A 19155-nucleotide genomic window follows, 5' to 3' on the forward strand; every position below is an offset into this window, starting at 1 on the left:
GGCCAACAGATGCCCACCAAGGCTCTCAATAGGTTTATCGATAGGGTCGTCAGCTACGAGTCTGATCTCGAGCTGAACGATGTCTTGATACGCAATTTCTTGGACCGGCCAAATTCCCAAGACAGCATTGCGATCGCAATCGGAGTTGATGCTGCGAGGTATCCGAGATTAGGAAGTCGAGTTAATTCTAAGAATTCGAGAAATATCGTTGGTCTTCACCTCAAGAGAACTTTGTACATCGGTTTTATAAAGGAGCTGTACGAAGATTTTGCTGACTATCTATCCACGTCTCTTGCGCGCGCTGCATTAGCTGGAGTCGATCCAAATCGCTTTGTGGGAGAAGTAAGATTGGATTTACATGCCACAGAGATCATCGGTGCAGGTTCGTGGGAAGCCGTTGTAAGGCTGATGAGTGAGAAGATTTTCCGCGCCCTAGAGAATGAGCGAAGCACAATCACGCTCATTGATAAAATTGGAAAACGACTCGGCCTTAGGCTGGAGAAAAATATACTAGATGCAGCAATTCCATATCTAGATGCCCGCCACATACTAGTTCATCGGGATGGTCTGGTGGATGAGATTTATAGGAATAAATACCCCACCATTGCTTTGGATGGTGACAAAATTGTCCTTAATCATGTTGTTGTGACGGCGGCAAAGCAGGCAGTCAGAGCGCTTGCTGAGCACATTGATGAAAAGCTGTTGGCGCAGGGCCTCGTGCGAAATCGCGACATAGCGGGTCAACGCGAATGATCAGCGCTCTCTGCTCAAACAACTTCTCCACACACCTCTGCGTTCTTCGCGAGTAGGGCAAAAAATGTTCTCCAAAATCCTCATCGCCAACCGGGGCGAGATCGCGGTTCGGATCATCAAGACCTGCCGCCGCATGGGCATCAAAACCGTGCAGGTCTATTCGGAGGCCGACGCCGGGTCGTTGGCGGTCGAGATGGCCGACGAGGCGGTGCTGATCGGGCCGGCGCCGGCGGCGCAGTCCTATCTGCTGGCCGACAAGATCGTCGAGGCGGTGCGCCAGACGGGGGCGGAAGCCGTGCATCCGGGCTTTGGCTTCCTGTCTGAGAACGCCGGGTTCGCGCGGCGGCTGAGGGACGAGGGCATCGCCTTCATCGGCCCGAACCCCGAGGCCATTGAGGCCATGGGCGACAAGATCAGCTCCAAGAAGCTGGCGGCCGAGGCGGGGGTCTCGACCGTGCCGGGGCATATGGGGCTGATCGAGACGCCGGAAGAGGCGGTCAAGATCGCCAACCAGATCGGCTATCCGATCATGATCAAGGCCAGCGCCGGCGGCGGCGGCAAGGGCATCCGCGTGGCCCATTCGGACGCCGACATGGCCGAGGGGTTCGCGGCGGTGAAGGCCGAGGCGCTGAACGCCTTCGGCGACGACCGGGTCTTTCTTGAGAAGTTCATCATCGATCCGCGCCACATCGAGATCCAGGTGCTGGGCGACAAGCACGGCCATGTGGTCCATCTGTTCGAGCGCGAATGTTCGATCCAGCGCCGCAACCAGAAGGTCATCGAGGAGGCGCCCTCGCCCCTGCTGGACGAGGCCACCCGCGCCGCCATGGGGGCCCAGGCCGTGGCCCTGGCCCAGGCGGTGAACTATGACTCGGCCGGTACGGTCGAGTTCGTGGCGGGGCAGGACAAGTCGTTTTATTTCCTGGAGATGAACACCCGTCTTCAGGTCGAACATCCGGTCACGGAGCTGATCACCGGGGTCGATCTGGTCGAACAGATGATCCGTTCGGCCTGGGGCGAGAAACTGGCCTTCGAACAGAAGGATCTGAAGATCGACGGCTGGGCCATAGAGAGCCGGATCTACGCCGAGGATCCCTATCGCGGCTTCCTGCCCTCCATCGGTCGGCTGGTCCGATACGAGCAGCCGGAGGAGGGCGAGCAGGACGGCTATGTGGTCCGAAACGATTCCGGCGTCCGCGAGGGCGACGAGATCAGCATGTTCTACGACCCGATGATCGCCAAACTGTGCGCCTGGGGCGAGACACGCGAGGCGGCCGTGACGGGCATGGCCCGGGCGCTGGAGGACACCCATCTGTCGGGCCTGGGGCATAATGTGCCCTTCCTGGCGGCGGTGATGGACCAGGAGCGGTTCAAGTCGGGCCGGCTGTCGACCAGCTATATCAAGGACGAATTCCCGGACGGCTTCCATGGCCTGAAGCCGACAGTGGAGCAGGAGCGGATCCTGATCGCGGCCGCCATGGCAATGCACGAGATCATCGCCGAACAGGACGGCGATCCGTCCGACCGCACCGACTGGATCGTGATGATCGACAAGACGCCGCACGGGGTGGGCCTGTCCTATGATGCGGACGAGGCGATGATCCTGACCCTGACGGGCGGGGGCGACATCCGCCTGTCGGAGATCGACTGGCGGCCGGGCCTAGCCCAGTTCAAGGCCGAGCTGGACGGCGAGGCCTTCACCGCCGAGGTTCGACGCGTGGCCGACGGCTTCGACATCCGCCACCGCGCGGCGAAGGCGCGGGTGCGGGTGCTGCGGCCGCAGGTCGCCGAACTGTATGCGCGCCTGCCGGAGAAGGCGGTCGCGGATACGTCGAAACTGGTGCTGTCGCCCATGCCGGGTCTGGTGGTGTCGATCCCGGTCGTGGTCGGCCAGGAAGTCAAGACCGGCGAGACGGTGGCGATCATCGAGGCCATGAAGATGCAGAATATCCTGAAGGCGGAGCGCGACGGGGTGGTTAAGGCGGTCGGGGCCAAGGACGGCGATCCGGTGGCGGCCGATGACGTGCTGGTGGAGTTCGGGTGATGGTTGCCCTTCTCCTCTTTCGTCATCCTCCGGCGCTCCGCAGGAGCGACCGGGGGACCCAGCGGCGCCGTAGCGAAGCGAAGGCGAAAGCCCGCAGGGCGGCGCGTCAGCGCCTCGACGGGCAGGCCGGCGTGTGCGGCAGGTTCGCGCTCTCGCGCGCCGCTGGCTCCCCCGGTCTGCGCCGCTTCGCGGCTTGCCGGAGGATGACGAAAGTAGAAGGGGGGGCGGGCGCATGAGCTTCCCCATCCCCACGCCCCTCGAATGGCGGGAAGCCGCCCAGAAGGCGCTGAAGGATCGGCCGATCGAGTCGCTGATGCACCTCGATGCGGACCAGTTGGCGACGCGGCCCCTGTACGCCGGGGCCACCGGCGTCCAGCCGATCTTCGCGCCCCGGCCGTCCGATTCCGAAGGCCGGGCCTGGGATCTGCGGACCCTGGTCGAGGGGGATGATCCCGAGGCGGTGAATGAGGCCGTGCTGACCGATCTGGAGAACGGCGCGGCGTCGGTGGTGCTGAAGGGCCGCGTGCTGGCGGATTCCGCGCCCTTGGGCCGGGCGCTGGAAGGCGTTGCGCTGGAGCTGGCGCCGGTGGCGCTGGACGCCGGGATCGACGGGCCGGACGCGGCCAACGCCCTGGCGGTCGTCGCCAAGGGGTCGCCGCGCGCCAAGTTGAGGTTCCACATGGATCCGGTCTCGGCCTTCGCCGAGGCGGGCGGGGCGCCGCGTTCGGTCGAAGAGCATCTGAGCCTGGCGGCCAATACGGCGGCCCGGCATGCGGGGGCCTATCCCGAGGCGAGCTTCTTCATGGCCGGCGGGCGCGTGGCGCACGAGGCGGGCGGATCGGCGGCGCAGGAGCTGGCCTTTGCGGCCTCAAGCGTCGTGGCCCATGCGAAGGCGGCGGTGGACGCCGGGATGTCGGTCGAGGCGGCGCTGAAGGGGACGGTGGTCGGCCTGTCGGTCGATGCGGAATATTTCGACAGCCTGGCCAAGGTTCGGGCCATGCGGCTGATCTGGGCGGCCTTGACGCGAGCGTTTGAGGTGCAGGCGTCGGCGGTGATCGAGGTGCGGTCGTCGCGGCGGATGCTGTCGGCGCGCGATCCCTGGCCCAATCTGCTGCGGCTGACGGCGGCGGGGTTTGCGGGCGCCGTGGGGGGCGCGGACGTGGTGGTGCTGGACGGCTTCACCCGCGCGACCGGGCGGTCCGACGCCTTCGCCCGGCGGCAGGCGAGGAACACCCAGCTGGTGCTGATGGAGGAGGCGCATCTGGGCCGGGTCGATGATCCGGCGGCGGGGAGCTGGTATCTGGACGCCCGGACGCGGGATCTGGCCGAGGCCGGCTGGGCCGAGTTCCAGATGATCGAGGCCGAGGGCGGCCTGGTCGAGGCCCTGAAGGGCTCGGTGATCCAGCCGCGCATCGCCCGCGCCCGCGCCCAGCGTGAGGCGGCGCTGAAGAACGGCGCGGCCCAGATCATCGGCGTGACGAAATATGTGGACCCCGAGGTGCGGCCGGCGCCGGTCGAGGCGGTCGATGAGGCGGCGGTTGCGGGGGTGCGGGTGTGCGAACCCCTGAGCCCGATCCGCTTCGCTGCGGCCTTCGAGGAGGTGATCGGATGAGCTTCCCCGATTTCAGCAAGATCAGCCTGGACCTAGCGCCGACCGGGCAGGGGCCGAAGCGGGACCCATGGCTGACGCCCGAGGGGCTGACCGTGGCGACCTCATACGGCGCCGAGGCGCTGGAGGGGCTGGCGCACCAGGACGGTCTGCCGGGGTTCGCGCCCTTCGTGCGCGGGCCCTATCCGACCATGTATGCGGGCAATCCCTGGACCATCCGCCAGTACGCCGGCTTTTCGACCGCCGAGGAGTCGAACGCCTTCTATCGCCGCAATCTGGCGGCGGGGCAGAAGGGACTGAGCATCGCCTTCGATCTGGCGACGCACCGGGGCTATGACAGCGACCATCCCAGGGTAAAGGGCGACGTCGGCATGGCCGGCGTGGCCATCGACAGCATCTATGACATGCGGACCCTGTTTGACGGCATACCGCTGGACCAGATGTCGGTGTCGATGACGATGAACGGGGCGGTGCTGCCGATCCTGGCCCTCTATGTCGTCGTGGCGGAAGAACAGGGCGTGCCGCACGCGGCCCTGACCGGGACCATTCAGAACGACATTCTGAAGGAGTTCATGGTCCGCAACACCTACATCTATCCGCCTGAGCCCTCGATGCGGATCATCGCCGACATCTTCGCCTGGACGGCGCAGGAGACGCCGAAGTTCAACAGCATCTCCATCTCCGGCTATCACATGCAGGAGGCGGGCGCCTCGGCCGACATCGAGCTGGCCTACACCCTGGCGGACGGGATCGAATATCTGCGGGCGGGCGTCGCGGCGGGCATGCCGATCGACCGGTTCGCGCCGCGCCTGAGCTTCTTCTGGGCCATCGGCATGAACTATTTCATGGAGGTGGCCAAGATGCGGGCCGGCCGCCTGTTGTGGGCCGAGGCGGTGCGCAAGGAGGGCGGGGTCGATCCCAAGTCCCTGTCCCTGCGCGCCCACTGCCAGACCTCGGGCTGGAGCCTGGCGGCGCAGGACGTGTTCAACAATGTCAGCCGCACCATGGTCGAGGCCATGGCGGCGGCGGGCGGGCAGACCCAGAGCCTGCACACCAACGCCCTGGACGAGGCCCTGGCGCTTCCGACCGACTTCTCGGCCCGGATCGCGCGCAATACCCAGATCCTGTTGCAGCAGGAGACCGGCCTGACCCGCGTCATCGACCCCTGGGGCGGCAGCTATTATGTCGAGCGGCTGACGCACGAACTGGCCGAACGGGCGCGCGCCCACATGGCCGAGGTCGAGGCCCTGGGCGGCATGGCCAAGGCCATCGAGGCCGGCATCCCCAAGCTGAGGATCGAGGAGTCCGCCGCCCGCACCCAGGCCCGGATCGACACCGGCCAGCAGACGGTGGTGGGGGTGAACAAATATCTGAACCCCGTCGTCGACGATATTCCGATGCTGAAGGTCGACAATGCGGCAGTGCTGGCGGCCCAGATCGACAAGCTGAAACGGCTGCGGGCCGAGCGAGACCCGGCGGCGACCGATGCGGCGCTGGAGGCGCTGACGAACGGTGCGCGCGGGAAGGCGAACCTGCTGGAGCTGGCGGTGCAGGCCGCGCGGGCCAAGGCGACGGTGGGGGAAATCTCCGACGCGCTGGAGGCCGCCTTCGGCCGCCATGTGGCGACGGTGCAGACCGTGTCGGGCGTCTATGCCAAGGAGGCGGGGACGGACGCCCGCTTCGCCCGCGCCCGCGAGATGGTGGCGACCTTCGTCGAGAACGACGGCGGGCCGCCGCGCATCCTGATCGCCAAGCTTGGTCAGGACGGGCACGATCGGGGCCAGAAGGTGGTCGCCACCGGCTACGGCGACCTGGGCTTCGACGTCACCGCCGGCGCCCTGTTCCAGACCCCGGCCGAGGCGGCGCGCGATGCGGTGGACAAGGGGGTTCACGCAGTGGGCGCCAGTTCGCTGGCCGCCGGGCATCTGACCCTGGTGCCGGAACTGAAGGCCGAGCTGGAACGGCTTGGACGGCCCGACATCATGATCGTGGTCGGCGGCGTCATCCCGCCGTCCGACGTGCAGCCCCTGCTCGATATGGGGGCGGCGGCCGTCTATCCGCCCGGTTCGGCCATCGCCGATACGGCGGCGGACCTGATCGAGAAGCTGAACCAGCGGCTGGGTTACGCCCAGCCTGCCCCAAAGGAGACCGCATGATCGGCGCCCTGAACCATGTCGGGGTGGCGACCCCGTCCATCGCGGACTCGATCAAACTGTATCGCGACGTGCTGGGCGCGACGAAGATCGGGGAGCCCTTCGACCTGCCCGCGCAGGGGGTGAAGGTCTGTTTCATCGACACCCCGACGGCTCAGATCGAGCTGATCGAGCCCTATGACGAGACCAGCCCCATCGTCGGCTTCCTCGCCAAGAACCCCAAGGGCGGCCAGCATCACGTCTGTTTCGAGGTCGAGGACATCCACGACGCCGTCGCCGAGATGCGGGCCAAGGGGGTGACCCTCCTGGGCACGGGCGAGCCGCGCATCGGGGCGCACGGGACGCCGGTCGTCTTCCTGCATCCGAAAGAGATGGGCGGGGTGCTGATCGAGCTGATGGAGACGCCGAAAGGCGATCACTGAAGACCGATCACGGGTCGCTGGAGCTTTTCGCCAGCTTGACCGTTAAGGGCGTGAACAGGAGACCTGATCATGACGCGCCGCCTGACCGCCCTGCTCGCCATCGCCGCCCTGACGGGCGTCTCCGCCTGTCAGCAGGCCGAGCCGGAGCAGCCGGTCGCCCCGGTCGAGGCCCAGCCCGTGCCCGCCCCGCCGGTTCCGGGCGTCGGCTACGCCTGCGAAAGCGGCGCGACGGTCGAGGCCCGCTATGCCGACAGCGCCACCGCCCAGCTGGCCTATAAGGGCCGGACCTATGATCTGCGGTCCGCCCAGGCCGCCAGTGGGGCCCGCTATGTCGGCTCCGGCGTCGAATGGTGGACCGCCACCCGTGACGGCCAGGAGACGGCCACCCTCAGCCGGCTCAGCCCGAACGACCAGGTCGGCGTGGCCGTCCTGGAACGCTGCGCCCGACCGGCGGGGACGCCGTCTCCCTTGGCCGAGGCCCAGCCGGATCCGGCGGTCACGCCGGCGCCCGGCGGGGTGCTGCCGGCCTCCACCCCCTGTAAGGGGCCGCAGCTGAAGCTCGCGACCGAGGGCGGCGACGCCGGGGCGGGCAATCGGGTGCGCAACTTCAGCCTCCAGAACATCGGCCGCCAGGCGTGCAGCCTGACCGGCTATCCCGGCGTGACCCTGTTGGACGCGCAGGGGCGGACCCTGACCTCGATCCGCGCCGACCAGAGCCCCGGCAGCTATTTCCGCCAGGGCCAGGCTCCGACGCCGGTCGAACTGGCGCCCCAGGCCAAGGCCTATTTCGAAACCGCCTGGAACGTCATCCCCGACGAGACGATGCAGAAGACCTGTCCCAATGTGGCGAGCCTTCGGGTCACCGCGCCCGGCGACACGGCGGCAGTCAGTCTGCCCTTCGCCTTCCAGCCGTGCGGAGGCAAGATCCGCGTCAGTCCGATCAGGGCCGAGGAAAACCCCCAGGCCGCGACCTGACATCGCGTCGAGACGTCTGGAAACCCGGCCGAAATGGGCGTAGGTCGCGGCCATGACCCAGAGCTTCTACGACCGCATCGTCGGCGAACTGACCGAGATCGACGCCCAGGGCCTGACCAAGCCCGAACGTGTGATCGCCTCTCGCCAGGGGCCTGTGATTCAGGTCGGCGGGCGCGAGGTGCTGAACTTCTGCGCCAACAACTATCTGGGCCTGGCCGGCGACGAGCGGGTGACCCAGGCCGGGATCGCGGCGCAACAGAAGTGGGGGGCGGGCACGGCCTCGGTCCGCTTCATCTGCGGCACCCTGGAGATCCATAAGGAGCTGGAGGCGGCCATCGCCGGCTATCTCGGCTTTGAGGACGCCATTCTGTTCGCCGCCGCCTTCGACGCCAACGGCGGGATATTCGAGCCCCTGTTCGGCGAAAACGACGCCATCGTCTCCGACAGCCTGAACCACGCCTCGATCATCGACGGGGTGCGGCTGTGCAAGGCCAAGCGCTATCGCTTCGCCAACTCCGACATGGACGAGCTGGAGACCCGGCTGAAGGAGGCGCGCGAGGCCGGCGCCCGCGACATCATCATCGCCACCGACGGCGCCTTTTCGATGGACGGCTATATCGCCCGTCTGAAGGACATCCGCGCCTTAGCCGACAAATACGACGCCCTGATCATGGTCGACGACTGCCACGCGACGGGTTTCCTGGGGCCGCAGGGGCGGGGCTCCTTCGCCTATCACGGAGTCGAGGTGGACTTCGTCACCGGCACCTTCGGCAAGGCCCTGGGCGGCGCCATGGGCGGCTTCATCTGCGCCAAGAAGGCGGTGGTCGACCTGCTGAAACAGCGGGCGCGGCCCTATCTGTTCTCCAACGCCCTGTCGCCGGCGGTGTGCGGGTCTTCGCTGGAGGCGATCCGCATCGCCCAAGGGGCGGAGGGGGATGCGCTACGCACTCGTCTGTCGGCCAACGCCCATCGCTATCGCAACGCCATGGCCGATGCGGGCTTCACCCTGCTGGACGGCGAACATCCGATCATCCCGGTCATGCTGGGCGACGCCAAACTGGCCCAGGACTTCGCGGCGCGGGCGCTGGAGCTGGGCGTCTATGTGATTGGGTTTTCCTTCCCGGTCGTGCCGCGCGGCCAGGCCCGGATCCGCACCCAGATGTCGGCGGCCCATACGTTCGAACAGATCGACCGGACGGTCGAGGCGTTCACGCAGGCGGGGCGGGAGCTGGGGGTTATCTGACCCCTTTCTCCGTCACGCTCGGCCACATTATTCCCGTCATCCTCGGGCTTGTCCCGAGGATCCATAGACTCCGTCGAGGACGGTGCGCACCGGCTAAAACCGGGAGTATGGATCCTCGGGACAAGCCCGAGGATGACGATCTTAGAGTTTTTAGGAGACGCCGTAATGGCCGAAACGATGAAAGCCCTGGCCAAGACCGGACCGGTCGAGGGCCTGGAACTGATCGACGCCCCGATCCCCGAGGCGGGGCCGGAGGATGTGCTGATCCGGGTCCATCGCACCGCCGTCTGCGGCACCGACATCCATATCTGGAACTGGGACGAGTGGTCCCAGAAGAACGTCCCGACCCCGATGATCACCGGCCATGAGTTCGCCGGCGAAATCGTCGCCATCGGCAAGGAGGTGGATCGTCCGCTGAAGATCGGTCAGCGCGTCTCGGCCGAGGGGCATGTGATCGACCTGAACTCCGAAGCGGCCCGCGCCGGGCACTTCCACCTGGACCCGCATACGCGCGGCATCGGCGTGAACCGCCAGGGCGCCTTTGCCGAGTTCGTGGTGGCGCCGGCCTTCAACGTCATCGAACTGCCCGACGACGTGCCCTATGAGATCGGCTCGATCCTGGACCCGTTCGGCAATGCGGTGCACACGGCCCAGCAGTTCGACCTCCTGGGCGAGGACGTCCTGGTCACCGGCGCCGGCCCCATCGGCATGATGGCCGCCGCCGTGGCCCGACACGCCGGGGCGCGCACCGTGGTCCTGACCGACATCAACGACTTCCGGCTGGAGTTGGCGCAGAAGGTGGCGCCGGGCGTGCGCACCGTGAACACGACCAAGGAAGACATCCATGACGTCATGAAGGAGCTGGGCCTGAAGGTCGGCTTCGACGTGGCCCTGGAGATGTCGGGCTCGCCCGTCGCCTTCAAACAGTGCGTCGACACCCTGATCATGGGCGGCGGCATGGCCATGCTGGGCATCCCCGGCAAACCCATGGAGACCGACTGGGGCGCGATCATCCTGAAGGCCCTGACGATCAAGGGCGTCTATGGCCGCGAAATGTTCACCACCTGGCGCAAGATGCTGGGCCTGCTGAAGGCCGGCCTGGACCTGAGCCCGTTGATCACCCACCGGCTGGACTACGCCGACTATCGCCAGGGCTTCGAGGCGATGAAGTCGGGTCAGTCGGGCAAGGTGGTGCTGAACTGGGACAAGGCGGCCTAAGGAGGCCGGCCCCCTCCGTCGGCTTCGCCGACACCTCCCCCAAGGGGGGAGGATTTTGGTCTCCGCCATTCGCATTCCTCCCCCTCTGGGGGAGGGGGACCGCGCGCAGCGTGGTGGAGGGGGTCTGGACGCCCCATTGACGCCTGGGATGCGGTGAAGAGCCCCTCCGTCTCTCCGCTGCGCTCCGAGCCACCTCCCCGCCAAACGGGGAGGAGACAGGCGTTACCGCTCAGTTCGCCTTGCGGATCAGCTCATCCGCCAGGGCGGCGGTCAGATAGCCGTCGGCGATGCGGCCGTTGGCCAGCTGCCAGCGGCGCAGGGCCGCGCGGGTGTTGGCGCCGATCACCCCGTCCACGCCGCGGGTGTCGTAACCCAGCCGCGTCAGAGCCGCCTGGGCGCCGATCCGCTGGTCGCGCGACAGGGAGGCGTCGTTGGGCCATGGTTTGGTCAGGCCCGGCTTGCCCATGATCCCGTCCGCCGTCAGGCCGATCGCCAGGGCGTAGGAGACCGAGTTGTTGTAGCTGCGGATCACATAGTGGTTCGGCAGGGCCAGGAAGGCCGGGCCGTTGGCCCCCTGGGGCAGGAGGATGGTCGCGTCCTCCACCGCCTCGGCGCCGTTCGGCGTGCCGCCCTGGGCCAGGCGCACGCCCTTGGCCGCCCAATAGGCCCAGTCGTGTTTGGGCCCTTCCGCCAGGGCGTAGTCGAAGCCGGCGGGCAGGACGACCTCATAGCCCCAGGTCTGGCCGCGCTTCCAGCCCGCCTGGGCCAGCAGATTGGCGGCCGAGGCCAGGGCGTCGGCGTCGTCGCCCCAGATGTCCACCTTGCCGTCGCCGTCCTGATCCACGCCCAGGCGCAGATAGTTGTCGGGCATGAATTGGGTTTGGCCCATGGCGCCGGCCCAGCTGCCCTTCAGGCCCGCGCGTTCGCGGCGGCCGTCGACGACGATGTCCAGGGCGTCCTTCAACTGGGATTCGGCCCAGTCGCGGCGGCGCCCATCATAGGCCAGGGTCGCCAGGGAGCGGATGACGTCATAGTCGCCCTGGACCTGACCGAAGGCGCTTTCCTGGGCCCAGACGCCCACCAGGATTTCGGAGGGCACGCCGAAACGCTGGACCACCGCCCAGGGCACCCGGTCGATCCGCTGCTTGGCCTGGGCGATCCGCACCGCAGTCACGGCGTTCTGGATATAGGCGCCGGCGGGCTTGGAGAATTCCGGCTGATTCCGGTCCAGCCGCACCACGCTGGAGTCCGGCGTCAGACCGGCCAGTTCCCGCTCATAGTCGGCGCGACGGGCGCCGCCCTTGCGCGCCAGAAAGCCCTGCTTCCAGCCCTCGAACCCTTCCTGGTCATAGGCGGCGAGCGGCGGCGCCTGCGGCGTCGGCGGCGGGACCACGGCGGCGGGAACCGGATCAGGCTGCGGCGTCGGCAGGGACACCGGCGGCTCCGGCAACATGGGAGCGCAGGCCGCGACGGAGCCGATGAGGAGAAGGCGATAGGAAAAGCGCATGAGATTCAGACTACAGTCCCCGAACGGATAGGGGAAATGACATACGCGCGAAGCGGTTTCGCCGGCCCTGATCCGCCTGGGAGGAGAAAAGTCCGTCCACGGACTCCCCAATCAGCGTTGTTAACCCTCATTTATATCGACGGAGGCGCCCGCTGCGGCGTAATGGCGCAGACTTCTCCGACGGCCTGATGGCGGAGTGGCGACGCAACGGGCGTGCAAACCCGAATACCCTCCGTTCGACTCGGAGGTCAGGCCTCCATATTTTTTGCGCTATCGCGCTTCGCGCTGCTTGAGCGCGTTTTGGGGCGCTACCGTCCCCTTGGGCTGCTTTAGCGGGTTTTCGGTCCCAAGCGGCTTGACCTTCTAAGGACCGCTCTCTATACGACCGCCTCCGCCGCGATCCGCCCGGATCAGCGGCTTTCTTATTGGCTTCTCTCAGGACGTCCGACCATGAAGGTCCGCAGCTCGCTCAAGTCCCTGAAGACCCGTCACCGCGACTGCAAGGTCGTGCGTCGCAAGGGCCGGGTCTATGTCATCAACAAGACCGACCCGCGCTTCAAGGCCAAGCAAGGCTAAGCTGCGTTCGAGGCGCGCTGCTCGGCGGCGCGCGCACGCAGGTCTGCCCAAGCCGCCCAACGGGCGGTAGGGCAGGAAAAGCCCTGACGATCCACAGGCTGCGGATTCTGTCCGCGGCCTTTTTCGTGTTCGCGGTTGAGTCGCGCCGGACGGCGTGGTTAGCGTCCGCGCCTGATTTCTGGAGTATTCCCCATGGCCGATGACGCCTCGTTCGACGGCAATCCCGACGTCCTGACCGCAACGGCCCAGGGCCGTCTGCGCACCATCATCGAGCGGCTGGAGCGGCTTGAAGAGGACAAGCAGGCCGTCATGACCGACATGAAGGAGGTCTTCGCCGAGGCCAAGGGCGAGGGTTATGACGTCAAGGTCCTGCGCAAGGTCATCCGCATCAGGAAGCAGGACAAGGCCAAGCGCCAGGAGGAGGAGGCCATCCTGGACCTCTATCTGTCGGCCCTCGGCGAGGTCTGAGGAGATTAGGGGCTGAAGCGCACGCCCACCGATTCGTCGAAAGGCCGGCTGTCGCGCTCAAGCAGCCCGAAGGGCGGTAGCGCCTCAAAAAAGGAGCTGCTGAGCCCTTGGGATCAGCAGCGCAAGGCCGCCCAGCGGTCTGCGCTCAATGCTCTCAAACGCGCCCGCCGCTCGGCCGAGAAGGCGGGCGTTTCCTTGTCGGAATGGGAGGGGGAGTTCCTCGATTCGGTCAGCGAGCGGGTCAAAACCCACGGCCGCGCCTTCGCCGATCCCGAGAAGGGCGCGCCCGGTCAGGCCCTGTCGGCCATGCAGGGCCGCAAGCTGAAGGAGATCGCCGCCAAGGCGAAGGGCGAAGAGCCGAAGCGGCGGTGGGGGCGGAAGCCAAAAGATATCGAATAGATCGTCATCCTCGGGCTTGACCCGAGGATCGGGTTGTCCGCAACTCAGAGTTGATGAGTGAGCGTCGACCTTTCATCGCGACCTACATCGAGGCCAGCCGCCCACACGGCGTCCTCTACATCGGCATGACCTCGAACCTGTATGAGCGCGGCCATCAACACAGGAACAGAGCGTTCGAAGGTTTCGCACGTCGCTATGGTTGCGGTCTGCTGGTCTGGTACGAGCAGTTCGAGCTGGTCACCGCCGCCATCCGCAAAGAGAAGGCGCTGAAGCGTTGGAATCGCGTGTGGAAGCTCGAGTTGATCGAGCGGACGAACCCTGAGTGGGTGGACCTTTACCCCAGTCTGTGCGGCTGGGCGCCCGATCCTCGGGTCAAGCCCGAGGATGACGGTGAGGGGGGTGTGAAGGCGTTTCTGAAGCGGCTGGAAACAGGCGAGTGACGTTCACCCCGCCTCTTTCAGCTGCCCCTCCAGCCCCTGTTCGCGAACCTTGCGGTACAGGGTCGAGCGCCCGATGCCGAGGCGGCGGGCGATTTCGCTCATATGGCCGGCGTAGACCTCGATGGCGTGCTGGATCAGGTCGCGTTCGATGTCTTCCAGCGTCCGCAGATGGCCGCGGTCGTCCAGGATGCGGATCGGTTGTTCCGGCAGGGGCGGCAGGTCGGCGTAGGACGGCGCGGCGGCGGGCGGCGTGGGCGTCGCATCGGGCAGGGGCGCGGCCACGCCCGAGATGGACGGGAAGTCATAGGGCTGGAGGAAGGGCGAGTCGGCCAGGACGATGGCGCGGAACACCGCATTCTCCAGCTGGCGCACATTGCCGGGCCAGTCATAGGCCTGGAGCATGGCCAGGGTCTCGGGGGCGCAGCCGGCGATGCGGCGGCCCTCCTCGGCGTTGAAGCGGGCGATGAAATGATCGATCAGGGCGGGGATGTCCTCGCGCCGGTCGCGCAGGGAAGGCGCCTCGATCGGGAAGACGTTCAGCCGATAGAACAGATCCTCGCGGAAGGCGCCGTCCTTAACCTGCTGAGCGGGGTCGCGATTGGTGGCCGAGACGATGCGGACGTCGATCTTGACCGGGCGCTTGCCGCCGACGGGGTCGATCTCGCCTTCCTGCAGGGCGCGCAGCAGCTTGACCTGAAGATCCAGCGGCAGTTCGCCGATCTCGTCCAGAAACAGGGTGCCGCCGTCCGCCTCGCGGAACTTGCCCAGAGTCTTGTCGACGGCGCCGGTGAAGGCGCCCTTCTCGTGGCCGAACAGGATGGATTCCGCCAGATTGGCGGGCAGGGCGCCGCAGTTGACGGCGACGAAGGGCTTGCCGGCCCGGTCGCCAGCGCCGTGCAGGGCGCGGGCGATCACCTCCTTGCCGACGCCGCTCTCGCCGGTGATCAGGACGGGGATGGAGGACTTGGCCGCCCGGGCGCCGAGGGCCTTGACCATCCGCATGGGGGCGCTGTCGCCGATGATGTCGTCGAAGCTGGCGCGGCCCTGGACCCGCTTGGTCAGACGACCGACCTCGGTGGTCAGCTGCTCCAGCTTGAGGGCGTTGCGCACCCCGACCAGCAGGCGTTCGGGCCCGACCGGCTTGACGAAGAAGTCCTGGGCGCCGGCCTGCATGGCCTTGACCACGGTGTCGATGCCGCCGTTGGCCGTGAGCACGATGACCGGCGTGGTCAAGCCCCCGCTGCGCAGCTCGGCCAGACACTCCAGACCCGACATCTCGGGCATGATCATGTCCAGCAGGATGACGTCGGCGCCGCCGCCGCGCGTCATCCGGTCGATGGCCTCGCCGCCGCTTGCGGCATGGACCACGGCGTGACCGTCGCGTTCGAGCACAGCCTGCAACAGGCGGCGCTGGGTCGGATCGTCGTCGACCACCAGAACGGTCTTGGCCATGGGCGTCCCTTGTCATCACCGATGGGCCGCCCGTGGATCGGACTGGCCCGTTTCGGGACGACTTCTAAGGGCGACGAGGTGAAAAACGGGTGAGGGGGCGTGGTGACCGGGGGGTTAACGGGGCGGCGGCGAGGGACAGCCGGAGGCGACGTCCACATCCAGGGCCACGCCGTTCAGGACCAGGTCCGGCAGGCGCGCCGGACGGGTGTCGATCCGATCCTCGACCAGGGCGGCGCTCAGGTCTGTTCCAGGGACGGGGCAGGCGGAGCTGTAGCGACCATGTTCAAACCAGCGGCCGTCTATCTCCTGAACAAAGGCCATGATGACGCCGTGTATGGCGACCAGCAGGTCTTCTCGTCCGTCTCCGTTCAAATCCAGGGCGCGGGTGCGGCAGGGGGCGTCGTTGGCGCAGGCGCGCAGGACCGGCTCCAGACGATCCAACTGGGCGGTGAAACTGTCGGGGACCGCCGGCTGGCCCGGCGCCGGCTCCAGCCTGACCTTGCGCGCGGTCGCCGCCGCGATAGCGGGGTCGCCCAGGTCAAAGGCGTAGCGGCTGGTCTTGGCGCGGGCGTCGCGGGCGAGTTGGGCGACTTGTGGATTCTGGGAACGGGTCAGGCGATCCAGAGCCGCCAGCCCCGCCTTGCCGCTGTTGAACCGAAGGAAGTCGTAATCGAAGCTCTGAGGTTTCACCGCCCCGCGCTCCAGCCGCGCCACCTGGTCCGCGACCGACAGGCGCGCGGGGTCCAGCAGGGGGCTGAACAGGGCCAGGACGGCGGCGACGGCCAGAACGCCTGCGGCGACATTGGTCGTCTCCAGCGGGCGCATCCAACCGCCGGGCCGCACGGCCGCGACCAGATAGCCGCCCGCATAGACGGCGCCGACGACCGCACAGGCCAGGGCGATGATTCGGTCCGGCGTCAGGCCGTGCTGGCCGATGCGTAGCGCCAGCCCCCAGAAGGCCAGGCCGACCAGGGGCGCGACCAGACCCCCGGCGATCCGGGTGGCGATCCGCAAGGCCGCAGGCGGCAGATTGTCGGGCCGACCGTCCTGATAGGCGGTGTTGATCAGGATGATCAGGGCGGCGGCCGCGGCCAGCACCAGGGCCGTCGCGCTGCCCGTGTCCCACAACCGCTCCAGGCCGGTGAAGGGCAGGGCGGCCAGAAAGCCCGCCGTCAGCAGGGCGATGACGGGCAGCAGCCAGGACAGCAGCATCAGGGCCACGGTCCGCACGCCCCGGATCAGGCCGTCGCGCACATCGGTCAGCTGGACCCCCAGGGCGAAGGCCAGGCAGGTGACGGGTATGGCGAACCAGGCCTCGCCGATCAGGGAGCTGAGGGCCTTGACGCCGATGACGTGGAACAGGGCAGCGCCCAGTTGCAGCAGGAGCCAGAAGGCCAGGGTGAAGCCCAGGGACAGGGCCAGCTGCACGCCCGCTTTCCAGGCCACGTCGAAATAGGCGTGATAATCGGCCCGCCAGCGCCGTTCGCGGATCGCCGGCAGGATCAGGTGGTGGGCCACGAAGAGGGCGGCGGCGCTGAAGGCCAGGACGGGAACCTCAAGATAGGGGGCCTGGTCGTTTTCGGGGATCACCCGCCGCGCCACGTCGTGCCAGCCCATCAGGAACAGGGCCGTCGCCGCTGCGGCCGCCCACAGAGCCAGCGGAAGGGGCTTCAGCCGTCCGACCGCCGCCAGAAGCACGGCGGGCGCATAGCCGAAGGCCAGGGCCAGCCCGCCGAACACCTCGGGCCGGGTGTCGGGCCACATCCCGACCTCGGCCGCCCGGTACAGCAGATACAGGGCGCCGCCCTGAATCAAACCGGTCGCCAGGCGCGCGGCGAACAGCCGACCTTGCCCGTCCAGCCCCTTGCGTCCGCCGTCCTGCATCCACTCGTTCATGACGCTCGCCCCCGTGTTGCGGCCCAGTATGAGGCAGCTGGATACGGCAAGATAGCGGCGCGCGGTTGCGGCACGGCCGAACCTTCCCCAAAACAGGGGTATGAACGCCCCCTTCAAGACCCCCGACATCGACGCCCCCCTGTGGGACCTGTCCGACCTCTACGCCTCGCGGGACGACGCCCGGCTCGCCGACGACCTGACGCGGGCGCGCGCCCTGGTGGACGAGATGAACGGCCTGCGCGGGCGGCTGGCGGGGGCGTCGGGCCATCCGGCCGCCCTGGGGGCGGTGCTGGATCAGGCGATCAGCCTGTACGAGCAGGCTTCCGACATCCTGGGCGCGCTCGGCGCCTACGCCTTCCTGTCGGCCTCGACCGCGCGCGACGATGCGGTGGCCCAGGGGTTCGAGGCGGATGTGCGCGAAAAGATCACCGCCATCGCCACCCCGACCGTCTGGCTGACGCTGGAGATCAACCAGATCGACGCCGCCGCCCTGGAGGCCGCGCTTCAGGCCCATGCGGGGGCCGCGCGCTGGCGGCCGTGGCTGCGGCGGGTGCGGGCCATGAAGCCGCATGAACTGTCCAGCGAGCTGGAGACCTTTATCGCCGAACGCGGCCCGATCACGGCCCAGTGGCCGCGCCTGTTCGACGAACAGCTGGCGGCGCTGCGCGCTAAGGCAGGGAATGAGAGCCTGACCCTGGCCGAGGCGCTGAACCGCCTGTCCGATCCCAAGCCCGCGCGGCGCAAGGCCGCCGCCGAGGGCCTGTCGGAGGCTTTAGCCGCCCGCGCCCCGACCCTGGCCCTGGTGCTGAACACGGTCGCCGCCGACAAGGCGATGGAGGATCGCTGGCGCGGCTTCAAACGCCCCGCCGACAGCCGACACCTGGCCAATGAGGTCGACGGCGAGGCGGTGGACGCCATGGCCGAGGCCGTCGCCGAAGCCTATCCGCGCCTGTCGCACCGCTATTATGCGCTGAAGGCCAAGGCCATGGGCAAGACCCGGCTGGATCACTGGGACCGCAACGCCCCGATCGAGACCACCGCCCCGCGCGCCTTCACCTGGAGCCAGGGCCGGGAGATCGTTCTGGACAGTTTCTCGGACCTGGGGGCCGAGTTCGCCGAACGCGCCGCCGGCTTCTTCGACCGGCCCTGGATCGACGGCCGCGCCCGGCCGGGCAAACAGTCGGGCGCCTATGCTCATCCCGTCACCGCCGACCGCCACCCCTATGTCTTCCTGAACTGGATGGGCGAGCGGCGCGACGTCCTGACCCTGGCCCACGAACTGGGCCACGGCGTGCACCAGACCCTGGCGGCGGATCAGGGCACCCTGTTGGCCGACACCCCCCTGACCCTGGCCGAGACCGCCTCCATCTTCGCCGAGGGTCTGACCTTCGACCGTCTGCTGGCCACGGCGCCCAAGCGCGAGCAGCGTGGTCTGCTGGCCGGGAGGATCGAGGACGGGCTGAACACCGTGGTGCGACAGATCGCCTTCCACCGGTTCGAGACCCGTTTCCACGACGAGCGGCAGAAGGGCGAGGTGTCGCAGCAGCGGATCAATGAACTGTGGCTGACCGAAATGGGCGCGTCTCTGGGGCCGGCGGTGACGCTGAACCCCGGCTATGAGCACTGGTGGGCCTATGTCAGCCACTTCGTCCACTCGCCCTTCTACGTCTACGCCTACGCCTTCGGCGACCTGCTGGTGGCGGCCCTGATGGAGGCGCGACGGGCCGATCCCGAGGGGTTCACGCCCCTTTACCGCGACCTTCTGGCCGGAGGCGGGGCCCGAACCTATGTCGAGGCGCTGAAGCCCTTCGGCCTCAATCCGCGCGACCCGGCCTTCTGGAGCGTGGGCTGCAAGCGTCTGGAGCGGCTGGTGGATCAGTTCGAGGCGCTGGGGTGAGGATGTGGGGTGCGGGGTGTGGGCCGCTGCCGCCACACCCCACACCCCGCACCCCTCGCCATTCCTCGGTGTGTGCTTGAGCGGCGTCGAACCCGCGCTATAG

At 67.6% G+C, this 19155-nt stretch carries 16 protein-coding genes and 1 tRNA gene; 14 read left to right on the forward strand and 3 right to left on the reverse strand.

Going from position 1 to position 19155, the window contains the following annotated elements:
* Positions 1-9 precede the first annotated feature (9 nt).
* The 8 genes from GGQ93_RS13315 to tdh all read left to right on the forward strand — a co-directional run bounded on the left by GGQ93_RS13315 (position 10) and on the right by tdh (position 10417).
* The gene (locus tag GGQ93_RS13315) at positions 10-753 is read left to right on the forward strand and encodes a hypothetical protein (RefSeq protein WP_183217670.1); all 744 of its coding nucleotides are present in this window, start codon (positions 10-12) and stop codon (positions 751-753) included.
* Positions 754-817: 64 nt separating this feature from the next.
* Positions 818-2797 carry an acetyl-CoA carboxylase biotin carboxylase subunit gene (locus GGQ93_RS13320; protein ID WP_183217672.1) on the forward strand — a complete coding sequence of 660 codons (1980 nt, stop codon included), beginning with the start codon at positions 818-820 and terminating at the stop codon, positions 2795-2797.
* A gap of 232 nt (positions 2798-3029) precedes the next feature.
* Complete coding sequence (locus GGQ93_RS13325) at positions 3030-4409, forward strand: methylmalonyl-CoA mutase family protein (RefSeq protein WP_183217674.1); 1380 nt, start codon at positions 3030-3032, stop codon at positions 4407-4409.
* Positions 4406-6562: a methylmalonyl-CoA mutase gene (gene scpA / locus GGQ93_RS13330; RefSeq protein ID WP_183217676.1), complete on the forward strand. Its 2157-nt coding sequence runs from the start codon at positions 4406-4408 to the stop codon at positions 6560-6562. Before GGQ93_RS13325 ends, scpA begins: the two co-directional genes overlap by 4 nt.
* On the forward strand, positions 6559-6981 hold the full coding sequence (gene mce, locus GGQ93_RS13335; protein ID WP_054765052.1) for a methylmalonyl-CoA epimerase: 423 nt from the start codon (positions 6559-6561) through the stop codon (positions 6979-6981). The genes scpA and mce overlap by 4 nt, the downstream gene beginning before the upstream one ends.
* A 69-nt stretch (positions 6982-7050) precedes the next feature.
* Positions 7051-7956, forward strand: coding sequence for a DUF4232 domain-containing protein (locus tag GGQ93_RS13340; RefSeq protein ID WP_183217678.1), 906 nt, complete (start codon positions 7051-7053; stop codon positions 7954-7956).
* 52 nt (positions 7957-8008) lie between these two features.
* Positions 8009-9199: a glycine C-acetyltransferase gene (locus tag GGQ93_RS13345; protein ID WP_183217680.1), complete on the forward strand. Its 1191-nt coding sequence runs from the start codon at positions 8009-8011 to the stop codon at positions 9197-9199.
* A gap of 165 nt (positions 9200-9364) precedes the next feature.
* Positions 9365-10417 carry an L-threonine 3-dehydrogenase gene (gene tdh / locus GGQ93_RS13350; protein ID WP_182714706.1) on the forward strand — a complete coding sequence of 351 codons (1053 nt, stop codon included), beginning with the start codon at positions 9365-9367 and terminating at the stop codon, positions 10415-10417.
* Positions 10418-10646: 229 nt separating this feature from the next.
* Here tdh and GGQ93_RS13355 read toward each other — a convergent pair whose 3' ends face one another.
* Entirely contained in the window at positions 10647-11924 is a 1278-nt protein-coding gene (locus tag GGQ93_RS13355) for a lytic murein transglycosylase (RefSeq protein WP_054765056.1), read from the reverse strand.
* 182 nt (positions 11925-12106) lie between these two features.
* Between GGQ93_RS13355 and GGQ93_RS13360 the strand changes: the two genes are divergently transcribed.
* The 5 genes from GGQ93_RS13360 to GGQ93_RS13380 all read left to right on the forward strand — a co-directional run bounded on the left by GGQ93_RS13360 (position 12107) and on the right by GGQ93_RS13380 (position 13807).
* Positions 12107-12183: transfer RNA gene (locus GGQ93_RS13360), tRNA-OTHER, on the forward strand.
* 191 nt (positions 12184-12374) lie between these two features.
* Complete coding sequence (gene ykgO / locus GGQ93_RS13365) at positions 12375-12500, forward strand: type B 50S ribosomal protein L36 (protein WP_031448545.1); 126 nt, start codon at positions 12375-12377, stop codon at positions 12498-12500.
* 192 nt (positions 12501-12692) lie between these two features.
* Positions 12693-12968 carry a nucleoid-associated protein GapR gene (gene gapR, locus GGQ93_RS13370; RefSeq protein ID WP_054765057.1) on the forward strand — a complete coding sequence of 92 codons (276 nt, stop codon included), beginning with the start codon at positions 12693-12695 and terminating at the stop codon, positions 12966-12968.
* Between the two features lie 96 nt (positions 12969-13064).
* A complete protein-coding gene (locus GGQ93_RS13375) occupies positions 13065-13367 on the forward strand; it encodes a hypothetical protein (protein ID WP_156314165.1) in 303 nt (100 codons plus the stop codon).
* A gap of 53 nt (positions 13368-13420) precedes the next feature.
* Positions 13421-13807, forward strand: coding sequence for a GIY-YIG nuclease family protein (locus GGQ93_RS13380; RefSeq protein ID WP_054765059.1), 387 nt, complete (start codon positions 13421-13423; stop codon positions 13805-13807).
* 3 nt (positions 13808-13810) lie between these two features.
* Here GGQ93_RS13380 and GGQ93_RS13385 read toward each other — a convergent pair whose 3' ends face one another.
* Both GGQ93_RS13385 and GGQ93_RS13390 read right to left on the reverse strand, forming a co-directional pair.
* Complete coding sequence (locus GGQ93_RS13385) at positions 13811-15259, reverse strand: sigma-54-dependent transcriptional regulator (protein WP_054765060.1); 1449 nt, start codon at positions 15257-15259, stop codon at positions 13811-13813.
* 114 nt (positions 15260-15373) lie between these two features.
* Entirely contained in the window at positions 15374-17155 is a 1782-nt protein-coding gene (locus tag GGQ93_RS13390; protein ID WP_183217682.1) for a DUF4153 domain-containing protein, read from the reverse strand.
* A 100-nt stretch (positions 17156-17255) separates the two neighbouring features.
* Between GGQ93_RS13390 and GGQ93_RS13395 the strand changes: the two genes are divergently transcribed.
* Entirely contained in the window at positions 17256-19052 is a 1797-nt protein-coding gene (locus GGQ93_RS13395; protein ID WP_183217684.1) for a M3 family oligoendopeptidase, read from the forward strand.
* Positions 19053-19155 lie beyond the last annotated feature (103 nt).

This window comes from Brevundimonas aurantiaca, from assembly GCF_014199955.1.
Taxonomy (GTDB): Bacteria; Pseudomonadota; Alphaproteobacteria; order Caulobacterales; family Caulobacteraceae; genus Brevundimonas; species Brevundimonas aurantiaca.

What these genes read in the sequence shown, in the direction of transcription:
- GGQ93_RS13380 (WP_054765059.1), top strand. Translation starts at nt 13,421, where the DNA reads ATGAGTGAGCGTCGACCTTTCATCGCGACCTACATCGAGGCCAGCCGC.
- mce (WP_054765052.1), top strand. Translation starts at nt 6,559, where the DNA reads ATGATCGGCGCCCTGAACCATGTCGGGGTGGCGACCCCGTCCATCGCG.
- GGQ93_RS13390 (WP_183217682.1), bottom strand. Translation starts at nt 17,155, where the DNA reads ATGAACGAGTGGATGCAGGACGGCGGACGCAAGGGGCTGGACGGGCAA.
- GGQ93_RS13355 (WP_054765056.1), bottom strand. Translation starts at nt 11,924, where the DNA reads ATGCGCTTTTCCTATCGCCTTCTCCTCATCGGCTCCGTCGCGGCCTGC.
- GGQ93_RS13315 (WP_183217670.1), top strand. Translation starts at nt 10, where the DNA reads ATGCCCACCAAGGCTCTCAATAGGTTTATCGATAGGGTCGTCAGCTAC.
- GGQ93_RS13395 (WP_183217684.1), top strand. Translation starts at nt 17,256, where the DNA reads ATGAACGCCCCCTTCAAGACCCCCGACATCGACGCCCCCCTGTGGGAC.
- GGQ93_RS13385 (WP_054765060.1), bottom strand. Translation starts at nt 15,259, where the DNA reads ATGGCCAAGACCGTTCTGGTGGTCGACGACGATCCGACCCAGCGCCGC.
- tdh (WP_182714706.1), top strand. Translation starts at nt 9,365, where the DNA reads ATGGCCGAAACGATGAAAGCCCTGGCCAAGACCGGACCGGTCGAGGGC.
- GGQ93_RS13320 (WP_183217672.1), top strand. Translation starts at nt 818, where the DNA reads ATGTTCTCCAAAATCCTCATCGCCAACCGGGGCGAGATCGCGGTTCGG.
- GGQ93_RS13345 (WP_183217680.1), top strand. Translation starts at nt 8,009, where the DNA reads ATGACCCAGAGCTTCTACGACCGCATCGTCGGCGAACTGACCGAGATC.
- ykgO (WP_031448545.1), top strand. Translation starts at nt 12,375, where the DNA reads ATGAAGGTCCGCAGCTCGCTCAAGTCCCTGAAGACCCGTCACCGCGAC.
- GGQ93_RS13325 (WP_183217674.1), top strand. Translation starts at nt 3,030, where the DNA reads ATGAGCTTCCCCATCCCCACGCCCCTCGAATGGCGGGAAGCCGCCCAG.
- GGQ93_RS13340 (WP_183217678.1), top strand. Translation starts at nt 7,051, where the DNA reads ATGACGCGCCGCCTGACCGCCCTGCTCGCCATCGCCGCCCTGACGGGC.
- scpA (WP_183217676.1), top strand. Translation starts at nt 4,406, where the DNA reads ATGAGCTTCCCCGATTTCAGCAAGATCAGCCTGGACCTAGCGCCGACC.
- gapR (WP_054765057.1), top strand. Translation starts at nt 12,693, where the DNA reads ATGGCCGATGACGCCTCGTTCGACGGCAATCCCGACGTCCTGACCGCA.